General features: G+C 53.3%; 11 protein-coding genes. 5 read left to right on the forward strand and 6 right to left on the reverse strand.

All coding sequences use genetic code 11. From position 1 onward, the window contains the following. Window positions 1–46 precede the first annotated feature (46 nt). From AAC086_RS12555 to betI, 4 genes are all read right to left on the reverse strand, one after another. Window positions 47–1,657, reverse strand: coding sequence for an L-serine ammonia-lyase, iron-sulfur-dependent, subunit alpha (locus AAC086_RS12555; protein WP_339779009.1), 1,611 nt, complete (start codon window positions 1,655–1,657; stop codon window positions 47–49). Between the two features lie 169 nt (window positions 1,658–1,826). Then, the gene (gene betA, locus AAC086_RS12560; protein ID WP_339779010.1) at window positions 1,827–3,503 is read right to left on the reverse strand and encodes a choline dehydrogenase; all 1,677 of its coding nucleotides are present in this window, start codon (window positions 3,501–3,503) and stop codon (window positions 1,827–1,829) included. Between the two features lie 99 nt (window positions 3,504–3,602). Beyond that, window positions 3,603–5,060 (reverse strand): betaine-aldehyde dehydrogenase, encoded by a 1,458-nt coding sequence (betB, locus tag AAC086_RS12565; RefSeq protein ID WP_339779011.1) that lies wholly within the window; start codon window positions 5,058–5,060, stop codon window positions 3,603–3,605. A 60-nt stretch (window positions 5,061–5,120) separates the two neighbouring features. Beyond that, window positions 5,121–5,711, reverse strand: a complete 591-nt coding sequence (gene betI, locus AAC086_RS12570; protein ID WP_339779012.1) for a transcriptional regulator BetI — start codon at window positions 5,709–5,711, stop codon at window positions 5,121–5,123. A gap of 345 nt (window positions 5,712–6,056) precedes the next feature. Between betI and AAC086_RS12575 the strand changes: the two genes are divergently transcribed. From AAC086_RS12575 to choV, 3 genes are all read left to right on the forward strand, one after another. Further along, window positions 6,057–7,019 (forward strand): choline ABC transporter substrate-binding protein, encoded by a 963-nt coding sequence (locus tag AAC086_RS12575; protein WP_339779014.1) that lies wholly within the window; start codon window positions 6,057–6,059, stop codon window positions 7,017–7,019. A gap of 142 nt (window positions 7,020–7,161) precedes the next feature. Next, complete coding sequence (gene choW, locus AAC086_RS12580; protein WP_339779016.1) at window positions 7,162–8,010, forward strand: choline ABC transporter permease subunit; 849 nt, start codon at window positions 7,162–7,164, stop codon at window positions 8,008–8,010. A 1-nt stretch (window position 8,011) separates the two neighbouring features. Continuing rightward, entirely contained in the window at window positions 8,012–9,214 is a 1,203-nt protein-coding gene (choV, locus tag AAC086_RS12585; RefSeq protein WP_339779017.1) for a choline ABC transporter ATP-binding protein, read from the forward strand. Between the two features lie 76 nt (window positions 9,215–9,290). Here choV and moaD read toward each other — a convergent pair whose 3' ends face one another. Together moaD and AAC086_RS12595 are read right to left on the reverse strand one after the other, a co-directional pair. Beyond that, window positions 9,291–9,542: a molybdopterin converting factor subunit 1 gene (gene moaD, locus AAC086_RS12590; protein ID WP_339779018.1), complete on the reverse strand. Its 252-nt coding sequence runs from the start codon at window positions 9,540–9,542 to the stop codon at window positions 9,291–9,293. Window positions 9,543–9,613: 71 nt separating this feature from the next. Continuing rightward, window positions 9,614–10,558, reverse strand: coding sequence for a LysR family transcriptional regulator (locus tag AAC086_RS12595; protein WP_339779020.1), 945 nt, complete (start codon window positions 10,556–10,558; stop codon window positions 9,614–9,616). 175 nt (window positions 10,559–10,733) lie between these two features. Between AAC086_RS12595 and AAC086_RS12600 the strand changes: the two genes are divergently transcribed. Both AAC086_RS12600 and AAC086_RS12605 read left to right on the forward strand, forming a co-directional pair. Continuing rightward, on the forward strand, window positions 10,734–11,609 hold the full coding sequence (locus AAC086_RS12600; protein WP_339779022.1) for an ABC transporter permease: 876 nt from the start codon (window positions 10,734–10,736) through the stop codon (window positions 11,607–11,609). A 13-nt stretch (window positions 11,610–11,622) separates the two neighbouring features. Continuing rightward, window positions 11,623–12,432 carry an ABC transporter permease gene (locus tag AAC086_RS12605; protein WP_339779024.1) on the forward strand — a complete coding sequence of 270 codons (810 nt, stop codon included), beginning with the start codon at window positions 11,623–11,625 and terminating at the stop codon, window positions 12,430–12,432. Window positions 12,433–12,496 lie beyond the last annotated feature (64 nt).

Below are 12,496 nucleotides of genomic sequence, written 5' to 3' on the forward strand. Positions count from 1 at the left end.
CCATTCCAAACAAAAGGCCAAGGGGGCAGATCGATTATTTGTTCATTCACCGCAGGTTAGCGGTTACTTCCTTAACCATTTTTTGTGCTGTTTTTGTCGCTGCACAGCCCCCGCGTGCGGTACAGCGTAAATCGGGGTGCATTAAATTGCCAATTTTAACAGTTTGATCCACCAGTTCGTCAAATCCCAACACGGCATCAAACCCGGCCATAATCGCCATTGCCGATGAATAGGCATGTGAAACACCCGCAACATTGCGCGCATGACAGGGAATTTCCACATCCCCGCCCACCGGGTCGCATACCAGCCCCAATGTATTCATCAGGCACATGCTGGCCGCATCAAAGCATTGCTGTGCCGTCCCGCCATAGGTCTGAACAACCCCGGCTGCCGCCATTGCCGCCGATGCCCCGGTTTCCACCGAACAGCCCCCGCATTCGGCGGCAAATGTTCCACGGGCGGCAAAAACCGCCCCGATTAACGCCATCACCTGAAGGGCATCGGTTGCACCATCCAAATCAATGCCATGGCGTACCAACCCGTAAAGGGTGCCAGGCACCACCCCGGCACTGCCTGCCGTTGGGGCCGCCACCACCAAACCCCGATTGGAATCGCGCTCCATCGCGGCAAGAGCCCCGGCAATCGCATCTTGCAAAACAGAACCACCCAGCCCGGCGGGCAAATTCGCATCGCGAACCCGGCGGGCGCGCAAGGTTAAAAACCGCATCACATTATCGGCCTCGCGGGCGGCAAAACCTTCTTCAACAATACGCAACATCAATTGCGCACGTTCAACAAACAATTGCCGGGTTTCATCACAGCCCAGGCCCAGTCGCCGCGCCTCCAGCGCCAATGCCGTGTCGGCCAACGACCCGTTATGGTCGTTTACAACATCCAGCACGCCATCAGTCGTTGAAAACAGATCATCCGTTGTACAAACCGGATATTGCGCCGCGTCCGCTGCCAAAACCTGGCTCACACCGGGCATATCACGCAACCGCGCCAGAACCGCGTTTTCAGGCACCCGCTGCAACGAAATTTCCAGACGTTCCCTCACCGTGCCATCCGCTGTAATCACGGTTGAAACATCGTGGCCCAAAAGCTGGTTGTTCTGTGCGGCCTGCATCACAAGGCCTTGTGCCTGCGTGCCAATTTCCGGCCCATATACAAAGACAATAGCGGTTTTTCCGGTCAGGTAAACGTCTTGCCCATTCATCTGATCAATGTAAAACATACCGCCGCCAACCGACGCGCCCTGATACAGATCGGTTCGCACAGTGCCATCAGCCTGTCTTACCACCAATGCCAGATCAACCCGGTTGGGATGATTGTTGCAGGTCAGTTCCGTGATCGAAACGCCAAAAGCAAAGCCTTCGCCCTTGCTGACCTTCCCCAGAACATCGCGAAAACCGGTATCCGTCAGGGCAACATCGGCAAGACCGGCGGCAAAATTCTCGTCCGAACTTTGCGCCTTGTAAACCGGTGCAAACGACCCGCGCGGATCAAAACGGATTTCCGCGCGGTCCAGCACTTCTCCATTGGCGGTTGAAAGCTGGCGCACCAGCCGCGCCATCATATAAGGGGCCGCACAATGCGAACTTGAAGGCCCGCGCATGACCGGCCCGATCACTGAATTTAACAGGCTGATTTCCTGCATGGTCCCTCACCCCGGATGATTGCATAAAATATTCGCAATCATCGCTGCAACAGTACGAAAAAGCAATGCAGGCGCTTATCTCCGACCGTGAAAAAAGCGCCAAAACGCAACAGGCCGGATATCCGCTATCGTGATACCCGGCCCGCATAATTATGAATTGCAGCAAGTATTATCGCTGCTGTTTTTCCCATTCGGGGTTTACCCAGAACGGTGCCTCAGACGGCGGCAGGGATTGCCCTCGAATGATATCGGCGGCCTTTTCACCAATCATAATCGTCGGCGCATTCAGGTTGCCCGATGCAATGGTCGGCATGATCGAACTGTCAACCACACGCAAACCTTCAATGCCATGCACCTTGGTATCGCCATCCACCACCGACATGTCATCGCTGCCCATTTTGCACGAACAGGACGGATGATAGGCACTCTCGGTGTGTCGGGCGACCCAGGCATCAATTTCAGCATCGGTTTGCACATCTTTACCTGGGGCAATTTCGCCACCCCGTAAATCATCAAACGCAGTCTGCGCAAAAATTTCGCGCGTCAGGCGCACCGATGCCCGCATTTCTTCCCAGTCTTCCGGGTGGCTCATGTAATTGGGGTCTATAATGGGCCGGTCTGCCGGGTTGGCCGATGCCAGGCGCACGGTTCCGCGCGATTTGGACCGCATCGGCCCAACATGGGCCTGAAAACCATCGTTTTTCGCCGCCCCCGAACCATTGTAATTCATGGCCGCTGGCAAGAAGTGATATTGAATATCGGGATGTTGCACCCCGGCACGCGACCGGATAAAGCCGCCAGCTTCAAAATGGTTTGTCGCCCCCAGCCCGGTTTTAAACAGATACCATTCCAGCCCGACCTTCAACTTGCCCCACGGGTTCAGGACCCGGTGCAGGCTGATCGGCTGGCTGCATTCCTGCTGCACGTAAAGCTCCAGATGGTCTTGCAGATTTTCGCCAACACCGGGTAAATCCTGCACCACCGCAATGTCATGTTCTTTCAAATGTGCCGCCGGACCAATCCCCGACAGCATTAACAGCTTGGGCGAATTAATAGACCCGCCCGAAACAATAACTTCGCGGTCCACCGTGGCACGTTTAAGGCCAGCTTCATGCTGATAATCCAGGCCAATGGCGCGCTTGCCGTCCAACACAATGCGCAACGCCAGGGCTTTGTGATGAACAGTCAGATTTGGCCGTTTCATTGCCGGGCGCAAATAGGCCCGGCTGGTTGACCAGCGGCGCCCCTTGTAAACCGTCATATCCATGGTGCCGACACCTTCCTGGCAATAGCCATTCTGGTCTGGCGTCACCGGGTAGCCGGCCTGCTCGCCTGCCTTGATCCACGCCTTGTAAAGCGGGTTCTTACACGCACCTGTCGTAACATGCTGTGGACCATCTCCACCGTGATAGTCATCGCCGTGGCGGTCTTCATTCCGGGTATTGGCCTTGCGAAAATAGGGCAGGCAATTTGCATAATCCCAGTTTGCCAATCCGGGGTCCGAAGCCCAACGGTTATAATCCAGCGCATGACCACGCACATAGGCCATGCCGTTAATTGAACTTGAGCCGCCATAAACCCGGCCACGGGGGGTTTCCATACGGCGGTTATTCAGGTTTTTCTGCGGTGTTGTCCAATAGGCCCAGTTATAGCGTTCGGACTGCATCGGATATGACAGGGCGGTTGGCATGTGAATGCGCCAATCCCACGCATGGTCAACCGGCCCGGCTTCAACAACCAGAACAGTCACATTGCGATCTTCGGTCAGGCGGTTGGCCAGCACGGCCCCTGCCGACCCGGACCCAACAATGACATAATCATAATTGGCGGTTGGTATGGTGTTCATTTTCAATCCTTGTGTCTGGCAATGACAAACGCGCATGTGGCGGGGCATGTGCCATCCTGCCCACCGGGCACGACAGCGTTGCCGCCTGACGCATCATGCTTAATAGGGCGCTTCCACATCGCCGGTTTCGACATAGACGGATTTAACCCGGGTATAATGATCAATCGCCGCCCGGCTGTTTTCGCGGCCCACACCCGATTTTTTAACGCCGCCAAACGGCATTTCAATCGGGGTGATGTTATAGGTATTGATCCAGCAGGTTCCCGCTTCAAGCTGCGCAACAACGCGGTGCCCGCGCGACAAATCACGGGTAAACACACCCGCGGCCAGCCCGTACGGGGTATCATTGGCACGCAGGATCACTTCTTCCTCGGTTTTGAAACTCAGAACCGACATGACCGGGCCAAAAATTTCCTCGCGTACGATGGTCATGTCATCGGTGCAATCAGCAAAGACGGTTGGGGCCACATAAAACCCGCCCTTGGGCATGTTTTCGCTAACGGCATCCCCGCCCAGAACAAGTTTTGCCCCTTCTTTTTTACCGATGTCGATATAGGACATGATCTTGTCAAACTGGCCTTTGGTCACAATCGGCCCCACCTGGGTTGACGGGTCTTCCGGGTCGCCCAGCACAAGGTTTTTGCTGCGCGCAATCAGTTTTTCCAAAAAAGCGTCCTTGATGCTTTCATGTACAAACACCCGCGTCCCGTTCGAGCAAATCTGCCCGGACGAATAAAAATTCGCCATTTGTGCGCCCGAAACCGCGTTATCAAGGTTGGCATCGGCAAACACGATCATGGGGGATTTCCCCCCCAGTTCCATGGTAACCGCCTTCATGCCACCTGCGGCAACCGCGGCAACCTTGGCCCCGGTTTGCGCTGAACCGGTCAGCGATACCTTGTCCACACCGGGATGTTCGACCAACGCGGCCCCGCATTCACGCGCGCCCTGCACCACGTTATAAACCCCGTCAGGCAAACCGGCTTCCTGCAAGGCCTGCGCCACGGCAATAGCCGATAACGGGGTGACTTCAGACGGTTTGTAAACAACCGCATTGCCACATGCCAATGCCGGTGCGGCTTTCCAGCACGCAATCTGGATCGGGTAATTCCATGCGCCGATGGCAGCACAAACGCCCACCGGCTCGCGCCGTGTATAGGCAAAATTCCCGGCAAGATCGATATGTTCGCCCGTGATGCTGCCTGCGACACCGGCGAAATATTCCAGGCATTCCACACCTGAAACCACATCGACAATTTCGGTTTCCTGAATGGCCCGGCCTGTGTCGCGGGTTTCAAGCAGCGCCAGTTCGTCGTTGCGGTCGCGCAAAATTTGCGCGGCCCGAAACAGCACCCTTGCGCGTTCGGCTGACGGGGTGTTCTTCCACACGGCAAGCCCTTTGCGCGCAGCCTTTACGGCGGCATCAACATCGCCCGCTGTACTTTCAAAACCCGATGCCAGAACGGTGTTGCTTGCCGGGTTCAGGGTTGTCATCTCGGCCCCGCTACCGGGCTGCAATTTACCATCGATGAAATTTCTAATCTGATAGAGGCTCATAGTCATAAACTCCTGCAAGCATTGCGACACGGCGCAACGCGCTTTGGGATCATTTCTGTGTTACGGGGCCGAGGCGGCATTTAATCGCAAGCGCAGCGTATCAAGCACCATCTTGCGGGCGGCTTCCACATTCGCCTGGCCCGGCGAAAGGCCTGACCGCACCCAAATGCCGTCAATCAATGCGGCAATCACACCAGCAATTTCATCGGCCTTTTCATCGCTGGTCAGGGCCCGCAATTCATGGCGCAAGTTTGATGCCAGCCTTCGGAAATAAACGGTATTTAACCGCCGAAGCGCATCGGAAAACGGCACCTGCGCCCAAAAAGACAACCACGCCACGGTCACCTGCGGGGTGAATTGTTCTTCATTGAAATTGGTATTCACAATGGCTTCAAGACGCTGCATCGGCGTTTTGCATTGGGCCACCCTTGCGAGAAAATCGGCGCGCAATTCCTGCATCAAAAACAACATGGTTGCTTCAAGCAGGGCATTTTTACCGCCGAAATAATGCGAGATAATTCCCGATGACATCCCGGCCGCACCGGCAATGCGACTGATTGTCGCATCAGCAAAACCATATTGGTGAATCGTCGTAATCGTCGCGTCTATCAACTGCCTGCGACGGACAGGCTGCATTCCAACCTTGGGCATTCCGGTATCCAAAACTTTGCGATCCGAAGAACCCGAAACCCGAATATCAGGTTTTTTGCCCTTCGCAATTGACCTGCCGTAAATATGCTGTACTTTAATTGAACATTCAATCAATAAAAAACAGGCAGGGCTGTCATCCGCATCACAGCGCAGTTTTGCGCCTTTTTCAGTATGTGTCTCTGTTTGTTTATATTTATTCCGGCCCGCAACACCGTGCCGTGTTGTGGTTCTGGACGAGTATTGGCGATCTAGACCGTTGATGTTCGTCTGGCTTCCGGAGCCGAGAGTCTGTTGCAACATTTTGCAACAGTAACCGTCAGGTCCACACAAGGGAGAACCAGAAGCATGACCCGTCATAAAACCATCAGCCGACTTCTTTGCAGCACCATGATCACCGGTGCCGTTTTGTTTGGCGCGTCCACAGCACAGGCCGACATTTCCGACGCCTGCAAAACCGTTACATTTTCAGATGTTGGCTGGACTGACATTACCGCAACCACGGCGACCGCATCGGTGATGCTTGATGCGCTGGGTTACAATGCAAAAATCGAACTTTTATCCGTCCCGGTCACCTATACCAGCCTTAAAAACGGCGATGTCGATGTGTTTTTAGGCAACTGGATGCCGACCATGTCCGCCGACATCAAACCTTATCTTGAAGATGGTTCGGTCGAAAAACTGAAAGCCAATCTTGAAGGGGCGAAATACACGCTGGCCGTCAGCCAGGCGGCCTATGATGCCGGTCTGAAAAGTTTTCAGGACATTGCCAAATTCAAGGATGAACTTGATGGCGAAATTTACGGCATCGAGCCGGGCAATGACGGCAACCGCCTGATCCAGGACATGATCGACAAAAACCAGTTTGACCTCGGTGGTTTCAAACTGGTTGAATCCTCTGAACAGGGCATGCTCGCACAGGTAAAGCGCATGACATCACGCGATAAATTCATTGTATTCCTTGGCTGGGAACCGCATCCAATGAACGCCAAATACGATATGGAATATCTTGATGGCGGCGATGATGTGTTTGGCCCCAATTATGGGGGTGCTACAGTTTACACCAATGTCCGCAAGGGTTTCCTTGCTGATTGCCCGAATGCGGGCAAATTCGTCGATAACCTGAAATTCAGCCTGCCAATGGAAAACCAGATTATGGATTCCATTCTAAATGACAACGAAGACCCGAAAAAAGCCGCCACGATATGGTTAAAAGCCAATGCCGACACTGCCTATGGCTGGCTGGACGGTGTTACCACAGTTGACGGTGGCGACGCCAAAGCTGCCCTGAAAAACAAACTTGGTCTTTAATCACGCTGATTGCACATAAAAAAACCTGCCCCGGCTTTGCTGCGGGCAGGGTTCGTGCCCAAGGTGCATGAACTGGCACACTTAACCGCCAATCTGCGCCGGTTTTTTCGACCCCCAATTTATAATTGATGGAATTAATCCTATGGAATGGCTTACGCAAGTCAAAATTCCGCTGGGAAGCTGGATTGCATCCCTGATGGATGCCCTTAATGAGCATGCCGACTTTGTTTTTTATGCCATCTCGGATGCGCTGGGCTTTGTTATTGACCATACAGTCGACGCCCTTGTCTGGCTGCACCCGCTGGTTATTATCGCGTTCTTCGCCGGTCTGGCGATCTGGTTGCATAAATCATGGAAACTCACGGCATTTACCGTGTTGTCCCTGCTTTTAGTGGTTAATCTTGGCTATTGGGAAGCCACCATGGAAACACTGGCAATGGTGTTTTACGCCACCCTGATTTGCATGGTCATCGGCATTCCGCTTGGCGTCGCATCGGCACACCGGCCATGGCTGTATCATGCTTTGCGCCCGGTGCTGGATCTGATGCAAACCATTCCCACATTTGTTTATCTGATCCCGACCCTGATCCTTTTTGGCTTGGGTGTGGTGCCAGGTCTTATTTCCACCGTCATTTTCTCTATCGCCGCCCCGGTCCGTCTCACCCAGCTTGGCATTGCCTCCACCCCCAAGGCCCTGATTGAAGCCGGACAAAGTTTTGGCTGCACACCGCGTCAGCTTTTATTCAAGGTCGAACTGCCCTCTGCCATGCCATCGATCATGGCCGGGCTCACCCAGTGCATCATGCTGTCGCTATCAATGGTGGTGATTTCCGCCCTTGTCGGTGCCGATGGCCTTGGCAAGCCGGTTGTCCGTGCCCTTAACACCGTTAACATCGCACAAGGTTTCGAAGCCGGTTTGGCGATTGTCATTCTTGCCATTGTGCTGGACCGCATTTGCCGCCGCGACAACAGTGAAAATACGGGGCAATAACATGACCAATGCCGTTGAATTCGATAATATCGACGTAATTTTTGGCGACCGCCAGGCCGAAGCCCTGTCCTTACTGGATCAGGGTAAAAACCGGTCGGAAATTCAGGCCGCAACCAACAATATCCTTGGTGTCGCCGATGTCAGCTTTAATGTACCGAAGGGTGAAATCTGCGTGCTAATGGGGCTTTCCGGGTCGGGAAAATCATCGTTGCTGCGCTGTGTAAACGGCCTGAACAAGGTCTCTCGCGGGTCGCTGCGGGTGCGTCATGGTGATGAAAACGACGTTACCGAGGTCACCCGTTGCGATGCCCAAACCCTGCGCACGCTGCGCCGCGAACATGTGGCAATGGTGTTTCAGCAATTCGCGCTGCTACCGTGGCGTACCGTTGCCGAGAATGTCGGTTTCGGGCTGGAATTGCGTGGCATGACGATCAAACAACGCAATGAAATCGTAAGCGAAAAACTCGCCCTTGTTGGTCTGGATGAATGGGCTTCAAAATACGCCCATGAACTGTCTGGCGGCATGCAGCAACGCGTAGGGTTGGCGCGCGCCTTTGCCACCGATGCGCCCATTTTGCTGATGGACGAACCATTTTCTGCCCTTGATCCCCTCATCCGTAACCGCTTGCAGGACGAGTTGCTGGATTTGCAGGAAAAGCTGAACAAAACCATTTTGTTTGTCAGCCATGATCTGGATGAAGCCATGAAGCTGGGCAATTCGATTGCCATCATGGAAGGCGGTTATGTGGTGCAACATGGCACGCCTGAAGACATCGCCCTGCGCCCCGCCAACGGATATGTCGCCGATTTTGTCGCCCATATGAACCCGGTTAACATTTTGCGGGGCCGTGCCATCATGCAACGTGCAAACAAGGAACAACGCCACGGCACCGGTGTTTACCCGATCGAGGATGAAGACATCGAAATTACAATGGAAAACGGGGTCGTCAAATCGGTTCAAAGCAATGAAAATGGCAATTTGAAACTGATCACCTATAATGGCACCCTGCCCGCCGATCTGGACCCGACGGATAATTCGATCATTTTTGTCACTGAGGATACAACCTTGCTGAAAAATCTGATCAAAATTCGCAAAATCACGCAAAACCCGGTAATTTTGACCCATGAAGGCCGCTTGTCTGGCACTTTGGGTCGCCGCGAATTTTTCGCCAGCCTGACCCAAAATGCCGCCGTCGCCGACTGATCGGCATCACCGGAGCGACGACAGAAAAGAAAAAAGGCGGCCCGGATATGCAGGTCGCCTTTTTCACGCTTTGAGCTTATCCACCTGTAACCGGCGGAAACACGGCAATTTCCTGTGTTTCGCCAATAACGGCATCGGGCTGGGCAAATTCCTGATCCAATGCAACACGGATCAACGCCGGATCTTGCAAAGCATTAGCATAATTGGCCCCGCGTGTTGGCAGCCATGCCAAAAAATCGGCAACGGTACGAATATCAACTGGCAGGTCCAGGGTTTCTTCGGCAATACCGATGCGGTCTTTGACCCAGGCAAAATAAACGATCTTCATGGTCTTCCCGGTGTTTTATAATGTTTGGCACATGCTGGCCCAAAGGACCGGCTGGCACAAGCCTGCAATCCTCACGAATAGATAAAAAAACCGTCAGGGGCACCTTCCAGCCGGGATGTCAGATTATCGATGAAAAAGCGTTCCGCCCGCCCCAATGACATGCGTGGATTAGTCACCAGATAAATATCAATTGCGGGAGGGGCATCATAGGGCGGCAATTGCCACAAAATACCACGATCGCGGGCATTTTTAACCACGTGAATTGGCAAAGGGCCAATCCCCAGCCCGGCATTGATCAAACGGCGCACTTCTTCCAGGTGCGGGCTAGTGGCAATGACCTTGCCTTTCATGCCTTCGCGCGCACGCAAAACAGCGACCGGTGCCAAGGCATCCGATAGCTGATCGGTGGAAAACGACACAAAGGCCTCGTGGCGCAAATCAGCCAGGGTTAAATCAGTGCGGCCAAACAAGTGGTGGGTTGGCCCGCAAAAAAAGCCGAAATGTTCGCGATAAAGCCGACGATATTCCAGTTTCGGGTGCTGTTCATTAACCAGACAAATGCCAAAGCTGGCCTGTTGCGACAAAACCTGGCTGACCACATGCGCCGATGTCGCAACATTAATTTCATATGTCACGCGTGGGTGGCCCCGATTAAATTCAAACAAAGCCTCGTCAAGCGGGGGAAACACCACATGGCTTGCCATCCACAAATGCAAATGGCCGGTCAGTTGCCCGCCACTATCTTGCATCACATCGGACAAACGGCCAATCGCACCGCAAATTTCCCGGCATTCGTGATAAAGTGCCAATCCCTGTTCGGTTACTTCAAACCGCCCGCGGTCCCGGTCTATCAAACGTGCACCGATCTGGTCTTCCAGCCGTTTTAACGCATTGCTGACACTGGGTTGGCGCAATAACAAGCGGTTAGCCGCCCCGGTAATCGATCTTTCTTCGACAATCACGGTGAAGGTGTGCAGTAAATTCCAGTCGAACCGGCGTTTTAAAATGTCGTCCATGCTGCCCCCCATAGCGAATGACTATGAGATATATTCTACTTATCTATTTGCGCTATAGGCAAGCATAAGGTGGAATGGATGAAACAGCCATAATCGGCAGCACAGGCTGCCCGGTTGAAACGGATAACAGGGCAACAACACATATCCGTAACAGCCGCAAAAACGGGAGGCCCATATGGCCGCAGATATCGCACGGGCGCAGCAACGCGCGCCATGGATACTGCTATCGCCGTCTTTGACGACGATCGGATTTCTGCTTGTGATCCCCATGATGTTTATCGTGGTGTATTCATTCTGGTTGCGCACCGCTACCGGGGCCGACCAGGTCGGGTTTTTTCTTGATAACTGGCAGGAAGTTCTCAGCGATGTTTTTTATCGCGACATTCTGTTTCAGACCCTGAAAATCGCCTTATACACCACGGTCATTTGCGCCTTTGTCGGCTATATTCCGGCCTATTTCGTTGCCAATACCAAAATGCGCTCCAAAACCCTGTTATTGTTGATGTTAATGCTGCCCTTCTGGATCAGCTATATCATCCGCACCATGTCGTGGATCAATATCCTTGGCACATCTGGTGCGCTAAACGGGCTTTTGTTATGGGCCGGTATCATCGATAGCCCGCTAAATATGCTTTATAACCAGACCACGGTTGTTCTGGGACTGGTGCATTATTTGCTGCCTTTCATGATCCTCAATGTTTATGTCAGCCTTGATGGCATCGACAAAAACCTGACCGAAGCTGCCCAAAGCCTTGGCTGCAACGGGTTTCAGGCCTTTTGCGAAGTTACCCTGCCCCTGTCTTTTCCCGGTTTGGCCGCAGGGTCACTTTTGTGTTTTGTTCTGGCGTCGGGCACCTATATCACCCCGCTAATTTTGGGCGGGCCGCGCGATGCGATGTTTGCCAATCTGGTCTATGAAGCCATCATTACGCAATTGAACTGGCCGCTGGGCTCGGCCCTGTCGATCGTCCTTCTGGCCTTGCTCGGGGCGCTGGTTGTTATTTACACCCGTTATCTTGGCGTTGATCAAATCGCCAAAAGTTTCCGGTAAGGGGGACATGATCATGATGACAACAGGCTGGTCCTGGATCCGCATTGCCACCATTCTGGTCTATCTGTTTTTGTTCGCCCCTGTGGCGGTCGTTATTTTACTGGCCTTTAACGCCAATCAGTTTGGCAGTTTCCCGATCGAAGGGTTTTCGCTGCGCTGGTTTAATTCACTTTTGCATAATGATGCCATTGTGCGGGCCTTTAAAACATCGCTGTTACTGGGCGCGCTCACCAGCGCCATTTCCACAACAATTGGCACCATGGCCGCTGTTGCCATGGTCCGCTATGACTTTCCCGGCAAAAAGGCCATTTCCAGCCTGCTGATCGCCCCCATTCTGATCCCCGAAGTGGTTCTGGCCGTGGCGTTGCTGCTGTTTTTACAGTTTTTGGCCCTGCCCAAAAGTTTTGGCCTGCTATTGATGGGTCATGTGGTTTTTACCTTGCCGTTTGTATTGCTGGTGGTGCAGGCCCGGCTGGTATCGATCCGCCGCGACGTTGAAGAAGCAGCCATGAGCCTGGGGGCAACACCAATACAAACATTTTTTGAAATTACCCTGCCGCTGATGCTGCCTGCAGTGATGGCGGGAATGCTGTTTTCCTTCACCATTTCGTTTGACGATATTACCGGCACCCTGTTTTGGAAACCGGGCGGTGTTGAAACCGTCCCAACCCAGATTTTCGCCATGCTACGCAATTCTATCAGCCCGGAAATCAATGCTTTAGGAGCGGTGATGGTGATTTTCACCGTGGCCCTGCCCCTTATTGCCACCGGCATTGCCCGGCATGTCTCGGCTGCACGCATGAAAGCAAAAACACAAAATTAACGAAACGGGAAAACCCGTCGCCACGTGACCAAACAAAATACAAAAACATCAAACCCTTTATCAG

The organism is uncultured Thalassospira sp., assembly GCF_963976115.1.
In the GTDB taxonomy this organism is placed as follows: Bacteria; Pseudomonadota; Alphaproteobacteria; order Rhodospirillales; family Thalassospiraceae; genus Thalassospira.